The organism is Brucella thiophenivorans (assembly GCF_002252445.1).
Taxonomy (GTDB): domain Bacteria; phylum Pseudomonadota; class Alphaproteobacteria; order Rhizobiales; family Rhizobiaceae; genus Brucella; species Brucella thiophenivorans.
This window is the reverse complement of record NZ_NNRJ01000012.1, coordinates 128,980-154,413: the sequence shown is the minus strand read 5'-3', so window position 1 is coordinate 154,413 and position 25,434 is coordinate 128,980. Positions and strand designations below refer to the sequence as shown.

Below are 25,434 nucleotides of genomic sequence, written 5' to 3'. Positions count from 1 at the left end.
CTCCTTATTGCATCACCTTCGTACGAGTAAATACGCTCATGGCATCCGAACGTTATAATCCGCGTGTGGCGGAAGCACATTGGCAGAAAATCTGGGAAGAAAACCAGACTTTTGAAACCGACAATAGTGATCCCCGCGAGAAATATTACGTGCTCGAAATGTTCCCCTATCCGTCGGGGCGCATTCACATGGGCCATGTGCGCAATTATGCGATGGGTGACGTGGTCGCTCGCTATAAGCGCGCCAAGGGTTTCAACGTGCTGCATCCAATGGGATGGGATGCGTTTGGCATGCCTGCGGAAAACGCTGCCATGCAGAACAAGGTCCATCCGAAAGAATGGACCTATCAGAACATTGCAACCATGAAGCGTCAGCTCAAATCCATGGGGCTGTCGCTTGACTGGACGCGTGAATTTGCGACCTGCGATGTGGAATATTATCATCGTCAGCAGATGCTGTTCATCGACCTGTTTGAAAAAGGTCTGGTGACGCGCAAGACGTCTAAGGTCAACTGGGACCCGGTCGACAACACCGTGCTTGCCAATGAGCAGGTGGTGGATGGGCGCGGCTGGCGTTCGGGTGCGCTGGTCGAACAGCGCGAACTGACGCAGTGGTTCTTCAAGATCACCGATTTCAGCGAAGAGTTGCTGGCAGGTCTCGATACGCTTGACCAGTGGCCGGAAAAAGTTCGCGTCATGCAGAAGAACTGGATCGGTAAGTCGGAAGGCTTGCAAGTTCGTTTTGCACTTAATGCATCGACCGCTCCTGCTGGCTTCTCAGAAGTTGAAGTTTATACGACCCGTCCGGACACGCTGTTTGGTGCGTCCTTTGTGGCGATTGCTGCCGATCATCCGCTGGCGAAGAAGCTTGCTGAAACCAATGCCGATCTGGCTGAGTTTGCAGATGAATGCCGCCGCACGGGAACTTCTGTTGCAGCGCTTGAAACCGCTGAAAAGAAGGGGTTCGACACCGGCGTCAAGGTCAGGCATCCGTTCGATGATAACTGGGAACTGCCGGTCTATGTCGCAAACTTCGTGCTGATGGAATATGGCACGGGTGCAATTTTTGGTTGCCCCGGCCATGATCAGCGCGATCTGGATTTTGCCAATAAATACGGCCTCAAGGTTACGCCTGTCGTCCTGCCAAAGGGTGAAGATGCGGCTAATTTTGTTATCGGTAAGACGGCCTTCACCGAAGAGGGCGTGATGGTAAACTCACGCTTCCTCGACGGGATGACGCCGGAAGCAGCCTTTAACGAAGTTGCCGGTCGTCTGGAAAAGACCGAGCTTGATGGTCGTGCACAGGCCGCGCGTAAAGTGCAGTTCCGCCTTCGCGACTGGGGTATTTCGCGTCAGCGCTATTGGGGCTGCCCGATCCCGATGGTTCATTGCGAGACCTGTGGCGTTAATCCGGTGCCGCGTGCTGATTTGCCGGTTAAGCTGCCTGATGATGTCGAGTTTGACCGTCCGGGCAATCCGCTCGACCGTCATGCGACCTGGCGTCATGTCAAATGTCCGAAATGCGGTGGCGAAGCACGCCGTGAAACCGACACGATGGATACGTTCGTCGATTCGTCGTGGTATTATGCGCGCTTTACAGCCCCTTGGGAAAACGAGCCGACCGATCGTGCGATTGCCGATCATTGGTTGCCTGTTGATCAGTATATTGGCGGCGTTGAGCATGCGATCCTGCATCTGCTTTACTCGCGCTTCTTTACCCGCGCCATGAAAGTGGCTGGTCATGTCGGCATTGACGAGCCTTTCAAAGGTCTGTTCACGCAGGGCATGGTGGTGCACGAAACTTATAAGGCTGATGGCCAGTGGGTAGCACCTGCCGATATTCGTATTGAAGAATCAGACGGTAAGCGCACAGCGACTATGCTGGATAGTGGTGCTCCGGTTGAAATCGGCTCGATTGAAAAAATGTCGAAGTCGAAGAAGAACGTCGTTGATCCTGACGACATTATCTCGTCTTACGGTGCCGATACTGCACGCTGGTTCATGTTGTCTGATTCACCGCCAGAACGCGATGTGATCTGGACGGAAGCTGGTGCGGAAGGTGCACATCGGTTTGTGCAGCGCGTCTGGCGTCTGGTTTCGGAAGCGGCACCTGTCTTGAGAGATGTTGTTTCGAAGTCTGGTGCCGAAGGCGATGCGCTCATCGTTTCGAAAGCCGCCCATAAAACCGTGCAGGCTGTCGGCGATGACATCGAAAAGCTCGCCTTCAACCGTGCCGTTGCCCGTCTTTATGAGCTGGTTAATACGCTCGCAGCACCCTTGCAGCTCATTGCATCCGGTAAGGCGGAAGATCAGTTGAAGGGCGCTGTGCGCGAAGCCACCGAAATGCTGGTTTTGATGTTGGCACCGATGATGCCGCATCTGGCTGAACAATGCGTAAGCGAACTGGGTGGTAAGATTGCAGGCGCGGAAACTATTGCCGCAACCGCGCCATGGCCAAAATTTGATGCAGCGATGATCGTGGAAAACGAGATTGTTCTCCCGGTTCAGATCAACGGTAAGAAGCGTGGGGATTTGACAATCGCACGCGACGCTGATCAAGCTACAATCCAGCAGGCGGTGCTCGAACTTGACTTCGTCAAGGCCGCGCTCGAAGGAAGCACGCCGAAAAAGATTATCGTGGTGCCGCAAAGGATCGTCAATGTTGTTGCCTGATCGCTTCATTTCCGCATTCAAGAATCTTCGCGTTGTGCTTTTGGCGCTCGGTGCTGCTGTGCTTCTCGCAGGCTGCACCGTGCAGCCGCTCTATTCGGGCGCTAGCAGTTCAGGCCGCACCATCGGCGGCAGTGTAACGCCGGATATGCGTTCGAAGCTCGCTTCGATTTCGGTTGATCCTGAAAGCAGTGTCTACGGTGTTCAGGTTCGCAATCAGCTCATCTTCCTGCTTTCAGGTGGTGCTGGTCAGCCGTCCAATCCGGTCTACAAGCTGCGTCTTGGCCTGAGCAAATCGGTTACATCCTTTGTCAGCGTCGATATTGGCGATCAGACGGACCGCACAGGCCGTCCTTCGGCTGGTACGGTCAATGCGACGTCGAATTTCGTGTTGTTCGACAAGGATGGCAAAGCGCTCAAATCAGGCACCCGCACGGTTGGTGCATCGTTTGATCGTCCTCGTCAGGAATTTGCCAATCTGCGTGCCGAACGCGATGCAACCAAGCGTGCGGCAGAAGAACTGGCAGAGCAAATTTATCTGGCGATCGCCATGCAGATGTCGAAGCTCTGAGCTTGTTAGTTTGCTGAATTTTGAAAGGCGGCGCATTTTGTGTCGCCTTTTGTTTATCTAACAGAGGAACACATGCGTCTCGTTTCGTTCCAGGCAAAAGGCTATCGTTCTTTGCGATCAGTCCGGTTTAATCTTGGACAGGTCACAGTGTTTGTTGGTGAAAACGGCGCCGGAAAATCCAACCTCTACCGCGCTCTGCAACTGGTGAAGGCGGCTGCTAAAGGAACGCTCTCAACCGAGATCGTACGCGAAGGCGGTATGCAATCGGCTATGTGGAGTGGCATTCGGCGCAAGCAGGAGCCTGCGCGAATCATTCTGGAAGCCGAATTTGAGGACGAGCGCCTCGCTTCGCGCCTGTCTTATCGGGTTGAGGCAGGCTTACCGCCCCCAGTATCAGGTGCCTTTCCTTTTGAACCACAAATCAAGGAAGAGCAGCTCAATCTCGATACCGGGCGCCGTCCCGTTGATCTCATGGATCGTAAGGGACCGGCTGTCTTTGCACGTGATGCAGAGGGAAGGCGGATCGAACATCCGACACGCCTTCTGAGTTCCGAAAGCGGGCTCGCTGTTTTGGGGCAGTCCGGCCATTATCCGGAGATTGGCGATTTAGCGTCCCAGATGCGTGGCTGGCGTTTTTATCATGGCTTTAGAAGCGACCGCGATGCACCTGTGCGTCAGCCATCAATCGCCGCAACCGCTGCAATGCTTGACGAGGACGGTAGTAATCTGGCTTCCGTCTTTGCGACGCTTGCACATATACGGCAGGATACGGTCGATCTTGATCAGCTGATTGCAGATGCGCTCGAAGGCGCAAAGCTGGTGATTCCGTTCCCGGAAGAAACAGCGACATTCGGGCTGAATTTCCCGGCTTTTCCGCCGCGTGTGTTCAGGCCCGGTGAATTGTCCGATGGACAGATCAGATTGCTGGCTCTGGCTGGGGCGCTTTTATCCTATCGATTACCGCCGCTGATTGCTCTGAACGAGCCGGAGGCAAGTCTGCATCCTGATATGATTCCGTCACTTGCAAAGATGATTGCGCAAGCCTCTGAGCGCAGTCAGATATGGGTGGTGACGCATTCGGCCCGGCTTGCTGAAGCCATCACAGCGCATTGCGGCAGCAGACCAATCCATGTTGCTAAGCATGACGGTGAAACTGAGCTTGAATAAATAAAAACGGCGGATCATTGATCCGCCGTTTTGTCTCAATCAAAAGGTTGATTAAGCAATCTTCTGGCCAGTCTTCGCCCAATCGGCGAGGAATGTTTCAAGGCCCTTGTCGGTGAGCGGATGCTTGACGAGTGCCTTGAGCGTTGCCGGAGGTGCAGTAACAACGTCGGCGCCGATAAGGGCTGCTTCCTTGACGTGGTTTACCGTGCGAACCGAAGCTGCAAGGATTTCAGTGCGGAAATCATAATTGTCGAAAATGGTGCGGATTTCAGCAATCAGTTCCATGCCGTTGACGCCCATGTCGTCAATACGACCGATGAACGGCGAAACGAATGTTGCGCCAGCCTTAGCAGCGAGAAGAGCCTGATTGGCCGAGAAGCAGAGCGTCACGTTGGTCTTGTGACCATCGGATGTTAGTGCCTTACAAGCCTTGAGGCCATCGAGCGTCAATGGAAGCTTGATGCAGATATTGTCTGCGATCTTGGCGATAACAGCCGCTTCTTTCATGATCTGCTCGTATTCTGTTCCAGCAACTTCAGCCGAAACAGGACCCTTGACGAAGGAACAGATTTCTTTAGTGACTTCGAGAATATCACGGCCCGATTTGAGGATCAGCGATGGATTGGTGGTCACGCCATCGACAAGCCCAAGATCGTTGAGTTCGCGGATTTCCTTGACGTCTGCAGTGTCGACGAAAAACTTCATAACAGCGTTCCTCCATAATGAGCGCGGGTGTTTTAGGGAATTAAAACCATTTAAGTCCCGGAAGGTGGCTTTTCTTTAGCGCAAACCCACGTCAAGGTCACGCCATCATGTCGAAAGATTCGCACGATATTTTGAGCCTTTTCGCGGAACCCGCTTTGCGCGTGGTGCCGGTGCTTGTCCCTATGCCTGCGGAACGGCCTTATTCTTATATGGTGCCTGAAGGCATGAAGGTCCAGCCCGGTTCAATCGTTCGTGTGCCATTAGGCCCGCGGGAGGTTGCGGGAATCGTCTGCGAGGGTGGCTCGGATGCGGTGGATGCAAAAAAGCTGCGTTCCATTACGGAAGTTTTCGATTGTCCGCCTGTGGACGCACAAATGCTGCGCTTTATGCGCTGGGCTGCCGATTACACGCTGTCGCCGCCCGGAATGGTCGCACGCATGGTGTTGCGTGCACCCGCTGCCTTTGACCCTGAACCGAAAATTCCGGGGCTTCGTTACAAGGGTAGCGAGCCGGAACGCATGACCGATGCACGCGCTCGCGTGATGGAACTGGCACGCGATGGACTTGCTTGGACCCGTTCGGGGCTAGCACACGCTGCCGGTGTCTCGCAGACAGTTGTGGATGGGCTTAAAACGCAAGGTGTGTTTGAAGAAGTCATGCTTCCTCCGCCTGCAGTGGTGGCCACGCCTGACACGAGTTATGCGCGGGCGACGCTGTCAGAGGATCAGCAGGCAGCTGCCGAAATGCTGGCCGAATCGGTTGAGGCGAATACTTTTTCAGTCTCACTTCTTGATGGTGTCACCGGCTCGGGCAAGACGGAAGTTTATTTTGAAGCGGTGGCAAAAGCGCTCGATCAGGGCAAGCAGGTGCTGATTCTGCTGCCGGAAATTGCGCTGACACAACAGTTTCTCGACCGTTTTCATGATCGTTTTGGTGCAAAGCCTGCCGAATGGCATTCTGATCTGGCACCCCGCACCCGTGAACGCGTCTGGCGACAGGCCATGGAAGGCACCGTGCGCGTCGTTGCCGGTGCGCGTTCGGCACTGTTTTTGCCATTCATGGAACTGGGACTGATCGTGGTCGATGAAGAACATGATCCCGCTTACAAGCAGGAAGATCGCGTTTTCTATAATGCCCGCGATATGGCTGTCGTTCGCGGCCATATTGGCGGTTTTCCGGTGGTGCTGGCATCAGCCACACCATCGATTGAAAGTCAGGTCAATGCGGAGCAGGGGCGTTACAAGCGAATCAAGCTTTATGGTCGTTATGCAGAAGCAGCTTTGCCGACGCTTAAAACCATCGATATGCGGCGTTCGCCGCCGCCGCCGGGACGTTTTTTGTCACCAGCACTGACAGAAGCTGTGGGTAAAACTGTGGAACGTGGCCAACAGGCGCTGCTGTTTCTCAACCGGCGCGGTTATGCGCCGCTCACACTTTGCCGTGTTTGTGGGCATCGTTTTCAATGTCCGCAATGTTCAAGCTGGCTGGTCGAGCATCGCTTTCGTAAGCAGTTAATGTGCCATCAGTGCGGCTATCACGAACCCGTGCCGGAAGCCTGCCCCGAATGTGGCACGCTTGATCATCTGGTCGCTTGTGGTCCGGGTGTTGAACGCATTGCCGAGGAAGTGGCAGCGACTTTTCCGGAAGCGCGAATCATCGTGCTTTCGTCAGATATGGCGGGTGGTGTGAAGCGCCTGCGGCTTGAATTGGATGCAATTGCCAAAGGCGAAGCCGATATTGTTATCGGCACGCAGCTTGTCGCCAAGGGGCATAATTTTCCGAATATGACGCTTGTAGGCGTGGTGGATGCGGATCTTGGGCTTGCTAATGGTGACCCGCGTGCTGCCGAACGCACATTCCAGCTGCTCAATCAGGTGACAGGTCGCGCAGGGCGAACAGGCCTCAAAAGTCTGGGGCTTTTGCAGACTTACCAGCCGGATCATCCGGTGATGAAAGCCATTATCAGTGGCGATTCGGATGCGTTTTACGCACGCGAGATCGAGGAGCGGGAACGCAGTGTTCTGCCGCCGTTCGGTCGTCTTGCGGCATTGATCATATCGGCTGATAATCGGCCTGATGCGGAAAATCATGCGCGTGCGCTGCGTCGTGCAGCGCCTTCTTCGCCGGAGATTTCAGTGCTGGGACCAGCCGAAGCACCGCTTGCTGTGGTGCGCGGGCGTCATCGTTTTCGTATCCTCGTTCACGGAACAAAAAAGGCCGATATTCAAGGTTTTATCCGAGCATTACTGGGCGCCGCACCAAAGGAACGCGGTTCGATCCGCGTGAATATAGACATTGATCCGCAGAGCTTCCTTTAGGCAGCAGAATCAAAATCTGCGCTACCTAAGCGTCACAAAGAGCAAGCATGACAGCAGGCCTGTTTTTCGGCTATAGGGCATGAAATCGATACGAGGGTGAAACGCAATGGAATTCTATCTTCCCAACACCACCGGCGAATGGTTTGCTTGGAGTACCGCTGTGATTACAGCCTTGGCCGGTGTCATTATGTTGTTTGCACCCGGCATCACCATGCGGCTTTTGCGGTTGCAACCGATCAATGCGCGCCCGGAGGCGTATAGCTCTATTCGTGCCGTGCTTGCTGGTCCTTATCTGGGGATAGGTCTTGGCTGTCTGATTTTTGCACAGCCATTTTTGTGGGTGGTTTTGGGAGCCGTTTGGGGATTTGCACTGTTCGGACGCTTCATTTCGATGATGTCTGATAAAGGGGCAACTTTCTACAATATCGTCGCTGCCGTCATCGAATTTGCGCTGGCTGCCGGGCCGTTGCTTTATGCTTTTGGCTTTATCGTCTGAAGTCAGATTGCGGCGCTAAAATGCATGGCGCTGTATTAGTGAGCTTTGTCCGGCCTTTTTTAACCTAAAATTGCGGCAAAACTTACACAAAAGTGCGGGATTCGCGTGTTGCGAGTCCGGTTCGTCTATGCTAGACGGCAATCACATTTCGGTGTTGTCGCGCTTGCGCGTCAGGGGTTCCCCGGAAACATTCAATAAAATCATCTGCTTGGGCCTTTTGGCCCTGCTGAACTCCCAAAAAGATGGTTTCAACGTAGAGAGCAGGTTGTTCGTGGCAGAAACGTCTTCGCTCATTTCAGGTGTCGCACAGCGCTACGCCGGATCGTTGTTTGAGCTTGCGCTCAATGCGAATTCCGTTGCTGCTGTGGAAAAAGATCTTGGTCGTTTCGAGGCGCTTCTGAGCGGAAGCGAAGACCTGAAGCGTCTGATTTCCAGCCCGGTCTTCTCCGCTGAAGACCAGCTTCACGCGATTGGCGCGGTTGCTGATAAGGCTGGCATCACTGGTCTGGTCGGCAATTTCCTGCGTGTTGTGGCGCAAAACCGTCGCCTTTTTGCGCTGCCGGGCATTATCGCCGCTTTCCGTGAGATTGCAGCTGAGCATCGCGGTGAAGTTTCCGCTGATGTACTTTCTGCGCATGAATTAACTGCTGCACAGCAGAACGAATTGAAGGCAACGCTGAAGGGTGTTGCCGGCAAGGACGTGACGATCAATGTCACCGTCGATCCTTCGATCCTCGGCGGACTTGTCGTCAAAATGGGTTCGCGTCAGATCGACACGTCCCTTCGCACAAAACTTTCTTCTCTCAAGCTTGCACTGAAAGAGGTCGGCTGATGGACATCCGCGCCGCGGAAATTTCCGCTATCCTGAAAGAGCAAATCAAGAACTTCGGCAAGGAGGCTGAGGTCTCCGAAGTCGGTCAGGTTCTGTCCGTTGGCGACGGTATCGCCCGCGTTTACGGTCTGGACAATGTTCAGGCTGGCGAAATGGTCGAATTCCCTGGTGGTATTCGCGGCATGGCGCTTAACCTCGAAACCGACAATGTCGGTGTGGTTATTTTCGGCGCCGACCGTGACATCAAGGAAGGCGACGTCGTCAAGCGTACCGGCGCGATCGTTGACGTTCCAGTTGGTCCAGGCCTGCTCGGACGCGTTGTCGATGCTCTCGGCAATCCAATCGACGGCAAAGGCCCAATCGTTGCAACAGAACGTCGCCGCGTCGACGTTAAGGCACCGGGCATCATTCCGCGTAAGTCGGTTCATGAGCCAATGTCGACCGGCCTCAAGGCTGTTGACGCTCTGATCCCTGTTGGCCGTGGTCAGCGCGAGCTGGTCATCGGTGACCGTCAGACCGGTAAAACCGCGATTATTCTCGATACCTTCCTTAACCAGAAGCCAATCCACGACAATGGTCCTGACAAAGAAAAGCTTTATTGCGTCTATGTCGCTATCGGCCAGAAGCGTTCGACTGTTGCTCAGTTCGTTAAGGTTCTCGAAGAACGCGGCGCTCTCGAATATTCCGTCGTGATCGCGGCTACCGCTTCCGATCCGGCTCCGATGCAGTACCTTGCACCATTCGCAGGCTGCGCTATCGGCGAATATTTCCGTGACAATGGTCAGCATGCCCTGATCGGCTATGACGATCTTTCCAAGCAGGCTGTTGCTTACCGTCAGATGTCGCTTCTGCTTCGTCGTCCTCCGGGCCGTGAAGCTTACCCAGGCGACGTTTTCTATCTGCACTCGCGTCTTCTTGAGCGCGCTGCGAAGCTCAACGACGAAAACGGCGCTGGTTCGCTGACGGCTCTGCCAGTCATCGAAACTCAGGGTAACGACGTTTCCGCGTTCATTCCGACCAATGTGATCTCGATCACTGACGGTCAGATCTTCCTCGAAACCAACCTGTTCTATCAGGGTATCCGTCCGGCTGTTAACGTCGGTCTGTCGGTTTCGCGCGTTGGTTCGTCCGCTCAGATCAAGGCCATGAAGCAAGTTGCTGGTTCGATTAAGGGTGAACTCGCCCAGTATCGTGAAATGGCAGCGTTTGCTCAGTTTGGTTCGGATCTTGATGCTTCGACACAGCGTCTGCTTAACCGCGGTGCCCGCCTGACCGAACTTCTCAAACAGCCACAGTTCTCGCCGCTCAAAACGGAAGAACAGGTTGCCGTGATTTACGCTGGCGTGAATGGTTATCTCGATAAGATCGCCGTCAACCAGGTTGGCAAGTTCGAAGCAGGCCTTCTTTCTTCGCTGCGCACCGAGCACAAAGATGTTCTCGACGCGATCCGCGACGAAAAGGCACTTACCGACAACATCAAAGCAAAGCTCAAGGCAGCGGTCGACGCGTTCGCCAAGTCTTTCGCTTGAACTTTGTGACGGGATGAACGGATGCCTTCACTAAAGGATCTGAGAAACCGTATCGCCTCGGTCAAGGCGACGCAGAAAATCACCAAGGCGATGCAGATGGTCGCCGCGGCGAAGCTGCGCCGTGCCCAGGAAGCTGCGGAGGCCGCAAGGCCTTATTCGCAGCGCATGGGCGCCGTTCTCGCTAACATCGCGCAGAACGTGAGCGGTGAAGATGCACCGGCTTTGATGGCTGGTACAGGTAAGGACGACGTGCATTTGCTCGTCGTCGCTACTGCAGAACGTGGCCTTTGCGGCGGTTTCAACTCGCAGATTGCGCGTTATGCGCGTGATCATGCCCGCAAGCTCCTCGCTGAAGGCAAGACAGTCAAGATTCTGACGATCGGCAAAAAAGGTGCGGATATTCTGCGTCGCGAATTTGCTTCGTTGATTGTTGATCATGTCAATCTGCGTGAAGTCAAACAGCTTGCTTTTGTGCATGCCGACCAGATTGGCCACAAGATCATCGAGCTGTTTGAACAGGGCGCATTTGACGTCTGCACACTGTTCTATTCCGAGTTCAAATCGGTGATTGCACAGATCCCAACTGCACAGCAGCTCATTCCGGCTTCGGCTGGCGCTACTGAGCAGCCAGGAACTGCAGGCGATGCGATTTATGAGTACGAACCTGATCCTGCGGAGATCCTGAGCACCCTGATCCCGCGCAATATTTCGGTCCAGATTTTCCGCGCTCTGCTGGAAAATGTGGCGGGCGAAATGGGCGCGAAGATGAGCGCAATGGACAATGCGACGCGTAATGCCGGTGACATGATCAACAAGTTGTCGATCACGTATAACCGTCAGCGTCAGGCTCAGATCACCAAGGAACTGATCGAAATCATTTCGGGCGCGGAAGCGCTTTAGAGTTAAGGTTCATCGCATGATTTCTCCCGAAAAGTCTGCAACTTTTCGGGATCATGCTAACGGAAGGTAAAGGATCGATGGCAAAAGCAGCGACCCCGAAAACTACCGCCGCGGCCGAAGCGAAGCCAGCAGCGGCAAAAGCTCCAGCCAAGCGGGCTCCAGCGAAGACTGCTGCCGCTAAGTCTGATGCAGCTCCAAAGGCTGCAACGACGGGCGCAGTCGGCAAGATCACACAGGTTATCGGCGCTGTTGTCGACGTACAGTTCGAAGACGGTCAGCTTCCGCTGATCCTCAACGCTCTCGAAACCGACAATCTGGGCAACCGTCTGGTTCTCGAAGTTGCACAGCATCTGGGCGAAAACACTGTTCGCACGATTGCTATGGACTCGACCGAAGGTCTGGTTCGCGGTCACGAAGTGCGCGACACCGGCAACCCAATCATGGTTCCGGTTGGCGAAGAAACGCTCGGCCGCATCATGAACGTTATTGGTGAGCCAGTTGACGAAGCAGGTCCGATCAAGACCACTGCGCGTCGCTCTATCCACCAGGAGGCGCCAGAATATATCGAACAGTCGACCGAAGCTGAAATCCTCGTAACGGGCATTAAGGTTGTTGACCTTCTCGCTCCTTATGCAAAGGGTGGTAAGATTGGTCTGTTCGGCGGTGCGGGCGTTGGCAAGACCGTTCTCATCATGGAACTGATCAACAACGTTGCTAAGGCGCACGGCGGTTACTCTGTATTCGCAGGCGTTGGTGAACGTACACGTGAAGGTAACGATCTTTACCACGAAATGATCGAATCGGGCGTTAACAAGCTCGGTGGCGGTGAAGGCTCCAAGGCCGCACTCGTTTACGGTCAGATGAATGAGCCTCCGGGTGCGCGCGCTCGTGTTGCTCTGTCGGGTCTGACGGTTGCTGAAAACTTCCGTGACAAGGGCCAGGACGTTCTGTTCTTCGTGGACAACATCTTCCGCTTCACGCAGGCAGGCTCCGAGCTTTCGGCTCTTCTCGGTCGTATTCCTTCGGCTGTTGGCTATCAGCCAACGCTTGCAACTGACATGGGTCAGATGCAGGAACGCATCACCACGACGACCAAAGGTTCGATTACTTCGGTTCAGGCAATTTACGTTCCTGCCGACGATTTGACCGATCCGGCTCCTGCAACGTCGTTCGCTCACTTGGATGCGACCACAACGCTGAACCGTTCGATCGCTGAAAAGGGTATTTACCCGGCTGTGGATCCTCTTGAATCGACATCGCGTATGCTCGATCCAATGATCGTTGGTGAAGAACACTACGCAGTTGCTCGTCAGGTTCAGTCGATCCTACAGCGCTACAAGTCGCTTCAGGACATCATCGCCATCCTCGGCATGGACGAATTGTCGGAAGAAGATAAGCTGACTGTTGCGCGCGCTCGTAAGATCGAACGCTTCCTGTCGCAGCCGTTCTTCGTGGCTGAAGTGTTTACCGGTTCGCCGGGCAAGCTCGTCGACCTCGCTGACACCATCAAGGGCTTCAAGGGTCTTTGCGCGGGTGAATACGATCATCTTCCAGAACCAGCCTTCTACATGGTTGGCTCGATTGAAGAAGCGGTCGAAAAGGCGAAGAAGCTGGCTGCCGAAGCTGCGTAATGAATTAAGTTTGCGGCGGGCTTTCATGCCCGCCGCAAATGCCTGTTCATTTGTTTGAGTATGATCTTTTGATTTTTGAGATCAGGCTCTGGAAATTTAAGTGAGAACCATGGCTCAAGCTTTCCAATTCGAACTCGTGTCGCCAGAACGCCTCCTGCTTTCGGCTGAGGTGACGGAAGTCGTCATTCCGGGCAGTGAAGGCTATTTGACGGCTCTTGCCGGCCACTCGCCGTTGATGACGACGATCATGCCGGGTGTTGTTTCGGTGAAGCTTGCCGAGGGCAAGTCTGATTCCTATGTGGTCTTTGGTGGCTTTGCGGACATCACTCCGAAGGGCTGCACTATCTTGGCCGAATCTGCCACGCATGTTGACGATGTTGATCCTGCCGACATTCAGAAGCGCATCGACATTGCGCGCAAGCACCTTGAAGATGCATCGACGAACGAACATCGCACCAAGGCGGAAATTTTCCTGCATCAGTTGATGACATTGCAGGGAACTGTCCTTCCGGCTTGAAAAGGGCAGGCTTCGGCTTCCCAGTAGAGCGAAATCAGATCGAAACACGCTCTAAGAGAGTTTCAGAGAAGCGGGCCTCGGCCCGCTTTTTTGTATTTTCAGGCTTCTGAGCAAATGGGTCTGTTTATACAATCACGCTTGCGTGAACCGCTTAAGATCGCTTGAAAATATTGTGCCTACAATTTATTTATCAGATGATTGTTAGTTTGCTAATATAAGGCGATCGCCATGAACCGAGCTGATCTCAGTGCAGAAATGATTGAAGCGATGGCCAAAGTCAATCGCAAGCTTCGTACTGTTTTTGATGCTCGTGTGAAGGAACACGGCCTTACTTTGGCACGTGCGCGCACGCTGCTGACACTTATCGAAGAGGAAGGTCTTTATCAGAAGGAACTGGCAGAAGTTCTGGAGATTGAGAATGCAACGATGGTTCGTCTGATTGATGGGCTTGAGCGACAGGCCTTTGTTGAACGTCAGGCCGTTGAGGGAGATCGTCGGGCTAAACGGATTGTAATGACTGCAAAAGGCAAAAAGCTTGCCGAGAAAGTTGTCAGTCTCGCTGCCGATGTGCGTTCTGATTTGCTGGAAAGCGTTACCGATGAAGAGCTGAACACGGCCCTGAACGTGATGCGCAAAATGGCCGAGTCGATGAATAGAAAGAGCTGACGCTGATCGCGGTTTTGTGAATTCTCACCATGAAAATCGGTGATATTTGCCATCTTTCTGACATGAGCAAGCGCTTAATTTCTACTCGTTAAAATTCTAGACGGAGCTTCTGAGATGCGTCATTCGTCGCAGATCATTTTGGGCCTTGTGGCCATAGTTTCGATCATGTCAGTTCAGACCATGGATATGAGCCATGGCCATCGGCATTTTTATACTCAAGCTGTCAACGACATCAGCACGGATGATGGTTTGATATTTGATGCAAAAACCACAACAGCTGTGGGCGTGCAGACAATTGCCCAGATGCGGAATGCATTCAGTGCTGCCTGAAAACAACAAATCTTACGGCGCAAGCGTGCGCAGATAGGCCATCAATTCGCTGGCCGTATCGCTGGCGCGTTCCGGTTCGCGCGATATGATGGCTTCGATCAGTGTAGCATGCGCGTGGGCAGAACCGGAGATACCGGTTGATGGGCGCAGTCTGAACCAGAACCTGCGGCTATGCGTTTGCAAAGGTGCGGCGAGGCGGGTCGCATAGGAGTTACCAGCGGCGGTGCCGAGCACGATATCAAACGCCTTGTCGGCATCTAGAAACAGCGAAACATTTTCTGACGGTATTGCTTCGCGCATGGCATTCGCCGCAGCTTTCAAGCGCTCGTAATCGCGTGCGCTGCCAAAGCGTGCAGCATCGCGTGCCAGCACACGCTCCACACCTTCGCGGGCATCGAGAACCTTGTTGAAGTCTTTGGGGTCAATCGCTGCGATCGCAATGCCCGAACGCGGACGGACCTCCACCAGGCCCTCCCACGCGAGCCGCTGGATTGCTTCGCGTATTGGGGTGCGGCCCATGCCGGTCAATTCTATCAATCCACGCTCATTGACGACTGAGCCTGGTTCCAGCTCAAGGGTAACGATCAAACGTTCCAGAACGCGGTAGGCCTGTTCAGCGAGGCTTTCACTGCCCCAGCTGTCGACGAGGGCTATGCTGCTCTTCGCTGTTTTCTCGTTGACGTTTGCATGTTCCATGCAGTTTTGAGCCTTATATTGATAGCAATTGACAGAATAAAACCCTACAGATATATCTGTAATATATCAAAACCATTGCTGCACAATAACCAGAAAACAGCTACTGAGCGATTATCATCGATAACGGGCTTTTTGCATGGTGTCATTCTGAAAAATATGACCAAAAAAAATCTAATGAATGCAATTGCTGTCGCTGTCGAAAAATTATGTCAGAGTTGTAAGCTGGGTTGAATAAGAGTGGATCGGTCGGGAGCCGTTTATTTATGAAATCTGATCCAAGCGAGCAGCACGATATCGTCATTATCGGCGGTGGGATCGTTGGTGTTGCAACAGCTGCATTGCTGGCCGAAAATGGGCGTGATGTGCTGGTGATAGACCGAAGCGGCATTTGCGAAGAAACCAGTTCCGGTAATGCTGCAGCGCTCGCTTTCTCCGATATTCTTCCGATGGCTTCCAAAGGTGTCATGCGCAAGGTTCCGGGCTGGCTGATGGACCCACTGGGGCCATTCACGATCCGCGCGTCTTATTTTCCCAAAATGATCCCCTGGCTTTATCGCTTCTGGCGCGCGAGTTCTGCAAGCGCACTTGAAAAGACGACGGTTGCACAGGGTAATATGATGCGTGTTGCCGAAAGTGAGATGCTGGCGCTGATTGATCGTGCAGGCTTGCGCGACCGTTTGCAGGAAGATGGCAACCTTGAGCTTTATGAAAGCGAAGCAGAGCTGAAAGCATCTCAGCCCGGGTGGGATGCAAAAGCGAAGGCCGGTATCGCTTATGAGCATGTTCGTGGCGAGCGTTTGAAAGCATTGCAGCCGGGTCTTGATCCACGGTTTGTCGCTGGAACTTTTGTTCCGGGTTGGAAAAATGTCAGTGATCCAAAGCTGTTTGGTCAGGCCATATGGGCCTACGCGCAAAGCAAGGGCGCGCGTTTTCTCAAAGCCAGTGTTGTAAGTGCGCAGTCTAAAAATGGTGGCGCGACTGTTTGTCTGGAAGGCCGCGCGCATATAGAAGCAGCACATCTCGTTCTTATGTCAGGCGCATGGTCGAAAGATCTGGCCAAGGGCTTTGGTGATGTTGTTCCGCTCGATACCGAGCGTGGCTATAACACGACGCTGCCGGTGGGAAGTTTTGATGTGAAGCGTCAGTTGACGTTTCCCGGTCACGGCTTTGTCGTAACGCCGATGGCAACGGGCCTGCGTGTTGGCGGGGCCGTGGAGTTTGGCGGTCTGGAGTTGGCCCCCAATTACGCTCGCTCAAGCGCAATGCTGAAAAAAGCATCGACGTTTCTGCCGGGCTTGAAAACCCAAGGTGGTAAGCAATGGATGGGCTATCGCCCGTCGCTGCCTGATTCCATGCCGGTTATCGGTCGCGCATCGGCCGGCGGCAATATTTATTATGGCTTCGGCCATGGCCACCTGGGCCTCACCCAATCGGCAGCGACAGCGCGGATTATTCATGACCTGATCACAGGTTCTGCACTGCCAATCGATATTGAACCATTCAAGCCCCAACGTTTTCGGAACTGACCATCATGGCAAGACATTCCTTTTTCTGCGTCGACGGACATACATGCGGCAATCCAGTGCGGCTGGTTGCAGGTGGTGGCCCAAATCTTGTTGGCTCCAACATGATGGAAAAGCGCGCACATTTCTTGCGCGAATATGATTGGATCAGAACCGGTCTGATGTTCGAGCCACGTGGCCATGACATGATGTCTGGCTCAATCCTCTATCCACCAACACGCGACGACTGCGATGTCGCAGTGCTGTTTATCGAAACATCTGGCTGTCTGCCGATGTGCGGTCACGGCACCATTGGCACTGTCACCATGGCGATTGAGCAGGGGCTTATAACGCCAAAAGTTCCGGGTAAGATCAATCTCGAAACCCCTGCCGGTCTGGTTGCAATCGAATATGAGCAGAACGGTCAATATGTTGATCGTGTGCGCCTGACCAATGTTCCCGCCTTCCTTTATGCGGAAGCGATGGAAGTAGAATGCCCTGATCTGGGAACACTTAAGGTCGATGTCGCTTATGGTGGAAACTTCTATGCGATTGTCGAACCGCAAGAAAATTACACCGACATGCAAGATTATTCCGCGCTGCAATTGATTGCGTGGAGTCCGGTGCTGCGCGAACGCCTGAATGAGAAATATAAATTCCAGCATCCTGAATTTCCCGACATTAATCGCCTGACCCATATTCTTTGGACAGGCAAGCCAACGCATCCAGAAGCGCATGCACGCAATGCGGTGTTCTATGGTGATAAGGCAATCGACCGTTCGCCCTGTGGAACCGGCACTTCAGCGCGTATGGCGCAGCTTGCAGCCAAAGGAAAGCTAAAGCCGGGCGATGATTTCGTGCATGAATCCATCATAGGATCGCTGTTTCATGGTCGCGTTGAGCGGGCTGTGGAAGTGGCTGGTGGAAGTGGAATCATCCCGTCAATCGCGGGTTGGGCACGTATGACGGGCTATAATACGATCTTCATTGATGACCGTGATCCGTTTGCGCACGGATTCACTGTTGCGTAAAACGGGTACGGTAGGCAAAAATAGGGAGTAGATCCCTATTTTTTGTCTGAGACGTATCGGGAAAAGTGTGGAATACTAAGCCCTCAATAGGAGAAAAAAATATATACAGGGCGCTTTATAGGGGACATAACTAGTTTGTGGAGGAGTTAAGTCATTAGCCTTTTGTCTGAGACAAAAGGGGCTTGCATTCCTTTATACAGCCGTTAGGTGTAATTATCCGGGAAAAAAATGAAGGCGCACGAAATAATGATGCGTCAATAAAATCCCGGCAGAGTTAAATGGGTGGCTTCTCGATGGAATATTTCTTCCAGCAAGTGATCAACGGGCTTGCGCTCGGATCGATTTATGGCCTGATCGCTATCGGTTACACGATGGTCTATGGCATTATCGGCATGATTAACTTTGCTCATGGCGATGTCTTTATGCTCGGCGCCTTTATGGCGCTGATTGTTTTTCTAATCATCACAACATTCATCGGAGCGCTGCCAATAGCGCTCATGCTGCTCCTGATGATGGTTGTAGCAATGGTTCTCACGGGTCTGTGGAGCTGGACGATCGAACGGGCCGCTTACCGGCCTTTGCGTGGATCTTTCCGTCTCGCGCCGTTGATTACTGCAATCGGTATGTCCATTGCATTGTCCAACTTCGTCCAGGTGACCCAGGGGCCGCGCAATAAGCCAGTGCCGCAGTTGCTGAACGGTTCTTATAGCATTTTCGGAACGGATGTTACGATCTCGCTCAAGCAGATCGTGGTCATTGTGGTCACTGCGGTGCTGTTGACGATCTTCTGGTATATCGTCAACCGTACATCGCTTGGTCGTGCACAGCGTGCTTGTGAGCAGGACCGCAAGATGGCTGCACTCTTGGGCATCAATGTTGATCGCGTGATTTCGCTGACCTTCGTGATGGGTGCCATGCTGGCTGCGGTTGCCGGTACGCTTTATCTCTCCTTCTACGGCGTGATTTCCTTTGCTGATGGGTTTATTCCCGGCGTCAAGGCGTTCACGGCTGCGGTTCTGGGTGGGATTGGATCGCTTCCAGGGGCGGTTGTCGGTGGCTTGCTGATTGGGCTCATTGAGGCTTTGTGGTCAGCTTATTTCTCGATCGATTATAAAGACGTTGCCGCGTTCTCGATCCTTGCTATCGTGCTGATCTTCATGCCGTCCGGCATCCTTGGCCGCCCTGAAGTCGAAAAGGTGTAATCATGGCCGTACAATCAGGTTCACGCCCGGATTCCCTTTTTGGCCGGGCACTTCGTGAAGGTTTCTTAGCCGGTATTTTGGCGCTGGGACTTTTCTGCTTAATCATCGGATTTAAGACCGAGCAGAATATCAGTAATGAACTGGTGCTGACTGAGCGCTGGGGCGCACTGGCGGTGTTTGTTGCGCTGGCAGCTGTCGGGCGGTTCATCTTCATCGCTTTCGTGCAGCCATGGAATGAACAGCGTAAGCTCGCGAAAAGCAGCCATCCGGTTGGCGTTGTGGAAAATCAGTCATTTTTCCGGGCGCATTTTTCCAAGATCGGCATTGCCTTCCTTTTTGTCTACCCAATCCTGATTGTCGCCCTCGTCGGTTGGCAGGGATCACTCAAATGGGTCGACAATTTCGGCGTGCAGATTCTCATTTATGTCATGTTGGCATGGGGTCTTAATATCGTTGTTGGCCTCGCGGGTCTTCTTGATCTGGGCTATGTCGCTTTCTATGCTGTTGGCGCTTATTCCTATGCCATTCTATCGGCTTATTTTGGCTGGTCGTTCTGGGTGCTGCTGCCGATTGCCGGTCTTCTCGCGGCAACATGGGGCGTCATTCTTGGTTTCCCGGTTCTGCGTCTGCGCGGTGACTATCTCGCCATCGTGACGCTGGCTTTTGGTGAAATCATCAGACTTGTGCTGATAAACTGGACGGAACTAACCAAAGGCACGTTCGGTATTTCGGGTATTGCCAAAGCGACGTTCTTTGGTCTTCAGTTCAATGCCAGCAAAGACGGTTTTGCTGCCTATTACGGCCTGACCTTCTCGGCGGCGCACTACAAGTTCTTCCTTTACTATATCATTCTTGTACTGGCGCTGATCACCGCACTTGTGACGATCCGTCTGCGCCGTATGCCGGTTGGTCGCGCATGGGAAGCGCTGCGTGAAGACGAAATCGCCTGCCGTTCGCTCGGTATAAACACCACGACGACGAAGCTTACCGCTTTTGCAACGGGTGCGATGTTTGGTGGTTTTGCGGGTTCGTTCTTTGCGGCACGTCAGGGCTTTGTCAGCCCCGAATCCTTCGTATTCCTTGAATCTGCAGTCATTCTGGCCATCGTTGTTTTGGGTGGTATGGGCTCGCTTGTTGGCATCGCCATCGCTGCGATTGCGATGATCGGCGGCACGGAAATCCTACGTGAAATGGGCTTCCTGAAAGCTATTTTCGGTCCAAACTTCACGCCTGAACTCTACCGCATGTTGATCTTCGGTCTCGCCATGGTGGTCGTCATGGTCTGGAAACCGCGTGGATTTGTTGGAAGTCGAGAACCAAGCGCGTTCCTTAATCAGAAGAAGATGGTGTCGGGTGCCTTTACCAAGGAAGGGCACGGCTGATGGCGGAGACAAAAATTATGGCTGGCAATGGTTCGAAAGACACCATTCTTACAGTTGAGCATCTGTCGATGCGCTTTGGTGGTCTCGTCGCGATCAACGATCTGAGCTTCGATGTGAAGCGCGGCGACATCACGGCGATCATCGGTCCGAATGGTGCAGGCAAGACAACCGTCTTCAATTGCATCACCGGCTTTTACAAGCCGACCGGTGGCATGCTGACGATGAACCGGAATACGGGCGAGAAATTCCTTCTAGAACGTTTGCCTGATTTCAAGATCACGCAGGATGCGCGTGTTGCGCGTACTTTCCAGAATATTCGCCTGTTCTCGGGTCTGACGGTTCTCGAAAACTTGCTCGTTGCACAGCATAATACGCTGATGCGCTCGTCGGGTTACACGATCCTCGGTCTCCTTGGTTTTCCGACCTATCGGAAGGCTGCCAAGGACGCGGTTGAAAAGGCGCGTTACTGGATAGAAAAGATCAATCTGCTTGATCGTGCTGACGATCCGGCTGGTGATCTGCCTTATGGCGATCAGCGTCGTCTGGAGATCGCACGCGCCATGTGCACGGATCCAGAAATTCTTTGCCTTGATGAGCCTGCTGCTGGTCTTAATCCGCGAGAATCGGCGGAGTTGAACAAGCTGCTGCTCGATATTCGCAAGGAAACCGGCACTTCGATCCTGCTGATCGAACACGACATGTCGGTGGTTATGGAGATTTCCGACCACGTCATCGTGCTTGAATATGGCACCAAGATTTCTGATGGTCCGCCTGAACAGGTCAAGAATGATCCACGCGTTATCGCTGCCTATCTGGGTGTCGATGACGATGAAATTGCCGAGTTGATTGAAGAAGCCGATAAGCCGGGTACCGGCGACCCGGCTGATTTCATCGCAGCTCAACTTGCTCAGGAAGCCATTCAGGAAGAAAAAGCCGAAGAAGCCGTGCGCTTTGCAGGTGGATTGGCCGTGGCACGAGACGGCAAGCCGGACAATCTGACGCTGATCAAAGGCATAGGCGAGGTCAACGAGAAGAATCTCAACCAGCACGGTATCTATCATTTTGATCAGATTGCTGCTTGGACGCAAGCTGACATCGTGCAGGCAGAAACCTATCTGGAATTTGACGGTCGTATCGCCCGTGAAGACTGGGTTGGGCAGGCGGCTCAGCTTGCCTCAGGTGAAGCAACCGCGTTTTCAACACGTGTTGAAGCGGGCAATGTTCCGACAAGTCATAAGACTGCTCCCGCAAAGGCAACCCGCGCGCCCAAAGGCACAAAGAGCGCAAAAGCTCCGGCAAAGCCTAAGAAGGGAAGCGAATAATGACGGCTGAAACCATGCAGACCAAACAACCGCTTCTGGCCGTAGAAAAGGTCGAAACTTATTACGGCAATATCCGCGCGCTCAAAGGCATTGATCTGACCGTTAATGAGGGTGAAATCGTAGCACTTATCGGTGCGAATGGCGCTGGTAAATCCACGCTGATGATGACCATCTTCGGCTCGCCACGCGCGCGTACGGGGCGTATTTTATTTGGCGGCAAAGACATCACGTCGATGCCGCCTCATGAGATTGCCAAACTGCGTATTGCGCAATCGCCGGAAGGTCGTCGTATTTTCCCGCGCATGACGGTTCTTGAAAATCTTCAGATGGGCGCAAGCCTCGATAATCAGCAATATTTTGAAGAAGATGTTGCGCTGATGTTCGAGCTTTTCCCGCGTCTGAAAGAGCGTGTAACACAGCGTGGCGGCACCCTTTCAGGTGGCGAACAGCAGATGCTGGCCATTGCACGTGCACTGATGGCGCGTCCAAAGCTTTTGCTTTTGGATGAACCGTCGCTGGGCCTTGCGCCGTTGATCGTCAAGCAGATTTTTGAAGCAATCAAGGAACTGAACCGCACGCAGGGGCTGACTGTGTTCCTCGTTGAGCAGAATGCGTTTGGTGCGCTCAAGCTTGCGGATCGCGGTTATGTTATGGTCAATGGATCAATCACCATGAGCGGTGCAGGCCGCGAACTGCTGGCTGACCCGGAAGTGCGCGCTGCCTATCTCGAAGGCGGAAGGCATTAAGGAGCAAAAACATGCAGGGAATTCTCTACGAAGAACCGTCATTCTGGCTGTTTTTTCTCATCACTTGCCTTCTGGGTGGCTGGGCAGCGTGGATGACAGGACGTGCCTGTGCACAAACATGGCGGACTTATCCGCAACTGCTGCTCTATCTCATCCCATTGGGTGCAGCAGTGCGGTTTATTCACTACGCCTTGTTTGAAGGCACGTTGCTTTCGCTGCACTATTATCTGGTTGATGTGATTGTGCTGATGATTATTGGCACGATCGGGTATCGCTTTACCCGCACAAAGCAGATGGTGCGCCAGTATAACTGGCTTTATGAAAAAGCTTCGCCTTTGAGCTGGAAGGCAAAATAATACAAAGCTTCGCCGTGGGACAAAAAGAAAAAACTGAAAATGCTCTGGCGGCGGAGTTTTTAAAAAAGATCACGTTGAACAGATAGAATTCAGCGTAGATATTGCTGGGTAATCAGCAAGAAAAATAAGCGATGCAAAAACATCGTTCGGGGTAACTATAATCGGGAGTTCAAGGTATGAAGAAATCGCTTTTCTCTGGCGTTGCTCTTGCAGCAGTGATGGCTTTCAGTGGCTCGGCTTGGGCAGATGTGCTTTTGGGCATCGGTGCACCACTCACCGGTCCTAATGCGGTTTATGGCGCTCAGATTCAAAAGGGCACAGAAGCAGCCATCAAGGAAATTAACGATGCCGGTGGCATCAATGGCGAGAAGATCACGATCACACTCGGCGACGATGTGTCGGATCCGAAGCAGGGTATTTCCGTTGCAAACAAGTTTGCTGCTGACGGCGTGAAATACGTTATCGGTCACTTCAACTCCGGCGTTTCGATCCCGGCTTCTGAAGTCTATGCTGAAAACGGCATTCTCGAAATCTCGCCAGCCGCTACCAACCCGGTCTATACCGAGCGTGATCTGTGGAACACGTTCCGTACTTGTGGTCGTGATGACCAGCAGGGCATTGTGGCCGGTCAGTACATCTTCGACAACTTCAAGGATGGCAAAGTCGCCGTCATTCACGACAAGACCCCTTATGGTCAGGGCCTTGCCGATGAAACCAAGAAGAAGCTGAACGAACTGGGCGTGAAAGAAACCGTCTATGAAGGCGTGAATGTTGGCGAGAAGGATTTCTCGGCACTGATCGCCAAGCTCAAGCAGCAGGGTGTTACCGTTCTGTATTGGGGTGGTTTGCACGCTGAAGCCGGTCTCATCATCCGCCAGCTCGCCGATCAGGGTCTGAAGGTACAGTTCATTTCGGGCGATGGTATCGTTTCGAACGAGCTGGCTTCGATAGCAGGGGATGCAGTCGCCGGAACGCTCAACACGTTCGGTCCAGACCCACGCAATGCTCCTGCCAATGCTGAACTCGTCAAGAAGTTCCGCGATTCAGGCTTTGAACCAGAAGCCTACACGCTCTACGCCTATGCGGCTGTTCAATCCCTGGCAGGTGCCGCAAAGGCTGCCGGTAGCAATGACCCACAGGAAATTGCTAAAGCTCTGAAGGAAAAAGGTCCGTTCCCAACCGTGCTTGGCGATCTGTCCTATGACGAGAAGGGCGATCCGAAACTCCCAGGTTACGTAATGTATAAGTGGGAAAAGGGTGCCGACGGGAAATATACTTACATTCAGCAGTAAGTTTTTTGCAGAAATATTTCGTTTAATGAAAGAACGCCCGGCTATTTGTCGGGCGTTTTTATTTTACAATATACTAAATGAATGACATCATGCGTAAATAGAATGATTTATAGATTAAAATGAACTGGACAATCAAAAAATAAGATAATCTAACTAGTTCAACGACTTTGTCTGGCGTTTATCGCGGTGAATAATTCGTTCCCCTGAGGAGGGGTGGATTGGCTAGAGCACATCCCGAAAAGTGTGAAACGGTTTTCGGACAAAGATGCGCGTTAAAACAATGGATGAGTGCGCCGACCTGATCCAACCAGATTGAAGCGCACTCTAGGGAGTAGTTGAATTGAAGAAATCCTTATTCTGCGGCGTATGCCTTTCTGCACTGGTTGCGATGGGCGGAGCGTCTTTTGCTGATGTTGTGCTGGGCGTTGGTGCGCCATTGACTGGTGGTCAGGCCGCCTATGGCGATCAGATCAAGCGCGGCGTTGAAGCAGCTGTTGCAGAGGCCAATGCCAAGGGTGGCATGAATGGCGAACAGATCTCTATCGTTTATGGCGATGATGCCGCTGATCCGCGTCAGGGTATTTCGGTTGCCAATAAATTCGTTGGTGATGGCGTACAGTTCGTTATTGGTCACTTCAATTCCGGCGTCAGTATTCCAACGTCCGATATTTACGCTGAAAATGGCGTGCTGATGATTGCTCCGGGCACGACGAACCCGACCTTCACCGAGCGTGATTTGTGGAACACTTTCCGCACCTGTCGTCGTGATGACCAGCAGGGCATCGTTGCCGGCAAATATATTGCTGACAATTACAAGGACGGCAAAGTTGCTATCCTGCACGACAAGACCCCTTATGGTCAGGGCCTTGCCGATGAAACCAAGAAGTCGCTCAATGCCAATGGCAAGGAAGAGACCCTTTACGAAGGCATCAATCAGGGTGACAAGGATTTCTCGGCGCTGATTTCCAAGATGAAGGCTGCGGGCATCACTGCTGTTTATTGGGGTGGTATGCACCCGGAAGCCGGCCTGATCATTCGCCAGATGGCTGATCAGGGTTTGAAGGCGCAGTTCATTTCAGGCGATGGTATTGTGTCGAACGAACTGGCTTCGATCGCGGGCGATGCGGTTGGCGGCGTTCTCAACACCTTCGGTCCAGACCCGCGTGATGATGCAGCCAATGCCGATCTGATCAAGGCATTCCGCGACAAGGGCTTTGAGCCGGAAGCTTACACCTTCTACGCTTATGCCGGTGTTCAGTCGCTGGTAGATGCGGCTAATGCTGCCGGTAACAATGATCCGCAGGAAGTCGCGGCAGCTTTGAAGGGCAAAGGTCCGTTCAAGACCGTGCTTGGCGATCTCTCCTACGATGCAAAGGGCGATCCAAGCCTTTCGCCTTACGTGATGTTTGAATGGCGCAAGGGCGATGATGGCAAGTATAATTACTTCCAGAAGAAGTAAGGTCATTAAGGCAGACTCATCTGGCAAAATAGATTGTTGAACAATTTTTAGCCAGATGACTGCGTGATTACTCCCGCAATATCGTGCAATATGCCTCATATATTAGCATATTTTG

The 25,434-nt window shown here is 53.0% G+C and carries 23 protein-coding genes; 21 read left to right on the top strand and 2 right to left on the bottom strand.

Annotated features, from left to right (window positions below; genetic code table 11):
* Positions 1-38 precede the first annotated feature (38 nt).
* From leuS to CEV31_RS03760, 3 genes are all read left to right on the top strand, one after another.
* Positions 39-2,672, top strand: coding sequence for a leucine--tRNA ligase (leuS, locus tag CEV31_RS03770; protein ID WP_094505543.1), 2,634 nt, complete (start codon positions 39-41; stop codon positions 2,670-2,672).
* Positions 2,659-3,240, top strand: a complete 582-nt coding sequence (gene lptE, locus CEV31_RS03765; protein ID WP_094505542.1) for an LPS assembly lipoprotein LptE — start codon at positions 2,659-2,661, stop codon at positions 3,238-3,240. Before leuS ends, lptE begins: the two co-directional genes overlap by 14 nt.
* 72 nt (positions 3,241-3,312) lie before the next feature.
* Positions 3,313-4,407 (top strand): AAA family ATPase, encoded by a 1,095-nt coding sequence (locus CEV31_RS03760; protein WP_094505541.1) that lies wholly within the window; start codon positions 3,313-3,315, stop codon positions 4,405-4,407.
* 51 nt (positions 4,408-4,458) lie between these two features.
* Here CEV31_RS03760 and fsa read toward each other — a convergent pair whose 3' ends face one another.
* On the bottom strand, positions 4,459-5,112 hold the full coding sequence (fsa, locus tag CEV31_RS03755) for a fructose-6-phosphate aldolase (RefSeq protein ID WP_007876832.1): 654 nt from the start codon (positions 5,110-5,112) through the stop codon (positions 4,459-4,461).
* 107 nt (positions 5,113-5,219) lie between these two features.
* On the opposite strand from fsa, the gene CEV31_RS03750 reads away from it, so the two are divergent.
* The 9 genes from CEV31_RS03750 to CEV31_RS03710 all read left to right on the top strand — a co-directional run bounded on the left by CEV31_RS03750 (position 5,220) and on the right by CEV31_RS03710 (position 14,331).
* Positions 5,220-7,430, top strand: coding sequence for a primosomal protein N' (locus CEV31_RS03750; protein WP_094505540.1), 2,211 nt, complete (start codon positions 5,220-5,222; stop codon positions 7,428-7,430).
* Positions 7,431-7,536: 106 nt separating this feature from the next.
* Positions 7,537-7,926: an AGROH133_08824 family phage infection protein gene (locus tag CEV31_RS03745; RefSeq protein WP_094505539.1), complete on the top strand. Its 390-nt coding sequence runs from the start codon at positions 7,537-7,539 to the stop codon at positions 7,924-7,926.
* A gap of 271 nt (positions 7,927-8,197) precedes the next feature.
* A complete protein-coding gene (locus CEV31_RS03740) occupies positions 8,198-8,758 on the top strand; it encodes a F0F1 ATP synthase subunit delta (RefSeq protein WP_094505619.1) in 561 nt (186 codons plus the stop codon).
* Entirely contained in the window at positions 8,758-10,287 is a 1,530-nt protein-coding gene (atpA, locus tag CEV31_RS03735; RefSeq protein WP_024895799.1) for a F0F1 ATP synthase subunit alpha, read from the top strand. The genes CEV31_RS03740 and atpA overlap by 1 nt, the downstream gene beginning before the upstream one ends.
* A gap of 21 nt (positions 10,288-10,308) precedes the next feature.
* Positions 10,309-11,187, top strand: coding sequence for a F0F1 ATP synthase subunit gamma (locus CEV31_RS03730; protein ID WP_094505538.1), 879 nt, complete (start codon positions 10,309-10,311; stop codon positions 11,185-11,187).
* Positions 11,188-11,264: 77 nt separating this feature from the next.
* Positions 11,265-12,818: a F0F1 ATP synthase subunit beta gene (atpD, locus tag CEV31_RS03725; protein ID WP_094505618.1), complete on the top strand. Its 1,554-nt coding sequence runs from the start codon at positions 11,265-11,267 to the stop codon at positions 12,816-12,818.
* A 109-nt stretch (positions 12,819-12,927) separates the two neighbouring features.
* Positions 12,928-13,335, top strand: coding sequence for a F0F1 ATP synthase subunit epsilon (locus tag CEV31_RS03720; RefSeq protein WP_094505537.1), 408 nt, complete (start codon positions 12,928-12,930; stop codon positions 13,333-13,335).
* A gap of 228 nt (positions 13,336-13,563) precedes the next feature.
* Entirely contained in the window at positions 13,564-14,001 is a 438-nt protein-coding gene (locus tag CEV31_RS03715; protein WP_094505536.1) for a MarR family winged helix-turn-helix transcriptional regulator, read from the top strand.
* Positions 14,002-14,115: 114 nt separating this feature from the next.
* Complete coding sequence (locus tag CEV31_RS03710; protein WP_094505535.1) at positions 14,116-14,331, top strand: hypothetical protein; 216 nt, start codon at positions 14,116-14,118, stop codon at positions 14,329-14,331.
* Positions 14,332-14,343: 12 nt separating this feature from the next.
* Here CEV31_RS03710 and CEV31_RS03705 read toward each other — a convergent pair whose 3' ends face one another.
* The gene (locus CEV31_RS03705; protein ID WP_094505534.1) at positions 14,344-15,027 is read right to left on the bottom strand and encodes a GntR family transcriptional regulator; all 684 of its coding nucleotides are present in this window, start codon (positions 15,025-15,027) and stop codon (positions 14,344-14,346) included.
* A 263-nt stretch (positions 15,028-15,290) separates the two neighbouring features.
* Between CEV31_RS03705 and CEV31_RS03695 the strand changes: the two genes are divergently transcribed.
* From CEV31_RS03695 to CEV31_RS03655, 9 genes are all read left to right on the top strand, one after another.
* On the top strand, positions 15,291-16,553 hold the full coding sequence (locus CEV31_RS03695) for an NAD(P)/FAD-dependent oxidoreductase (protein ID WP_094505532.1): 1,263 nt from the start codon (positions 15,291-15,293) through the stop codon (positions 16,551-16,553).
* Positions 16,554-16,558: 5 nt separating this feature from the next.
* Positions 16,559-17,560, top strand: a complete 1,002-nt coding sequence (locus tag CEV31_RS03690) for a 4-hydroxyproline epimerase (RefSeq protein WP_094505531.1) — start codon at positions 16,559-16,561, stop codon at positions 17,558-17,560.
* Positions 17,561-17,853: 293 nt separating this feature from the next.
* On the top strand, positions 17,854-18,762 hold the full coding sequence (locus CEV31_RS03685; protein WP_094505617.1) for a branched-chain amino acid ABC transporter permease: 909 nt from the start codon (positions 17,854-17,856) through the stop codon (positions 18,760-18,762).
* A 2-nt stretch (positions 18,763-18,764) separates the two neighbouring features.
* Complete coding sequence (livM, locus tag CEV31_RS03680) at positions 18,765-20,144, top strand: high-affinity branched-chain amino acid ABC transporter permease LivM (protein WP_094505530.1); 1,380 nt, start codon at positions 18,765-18,767, stop codon at positions 20,142-20,144.
* A gap of 17 nt (positions 20,145-20,161) precedes the next feature.
* On the top strand, positions 20,162-21,466 hold the full coding sequence (locus CEV31_RS03675; RefSeq protein ID WP_094505616.1) for an ATP-binding cassette domain-containing protein: 1,305 nt from the start codon (positions 20,162-20,164) through the stop codon (positions 21,464-21,466).
* Positions 21,466-22,212, top strand: coding sequence for an ABC transporter ATP-binding protein (locus tag CEV31_RS03670; protein ID WP_094505529.1), 747 nt, complete (start codon positions 21,466-21,468; stop codon positions 22,210-22,212). Before CEV31_RS03675 ends, CEV31_RS03670 begins: the two co-directional genes overlap by 1 nt.
* Before the next feature lie 11 nt (positions 22,213-22,223).
* Positions 22,224-22,568, top strand: coding sequence for a DUF6867 family protein (locus tag CEV31_RS03665; RefSeq protein WP_094505528.1), 345 nt, complete (start codon positions 22,224-22,226; stop codon positions 22,566-22,568).
* A 176-nt stretch (positions 22,569-22,744) separates the two neighbouring features.
* Positions 22,745-23,860, top strand: coding sequence for a branched-chain amino acid ABC transporter substrate-binding protein (locus CEV31_RS03660; protein ID WP_094505527.1), 1,116 nt, complete (start codon positions 22,745-22,747; stop codon positions 23,858-23,860).
* A 340-nt stretch (positions 23,861-24,200) separates the two neighbouring features.
* A complete protein-coding gene (locus tag CEV31_RS03655) occupies positions 24,201-25,319 on the top strand; it encodes a branched-chain amino acid ABC transporter substrate-binding protein (protein WP_094505526.1) in 1,119 nt (372 codons plus the stop codon).
* Positions 25,320-25,434: the final 115 nt, after the last annotated feature.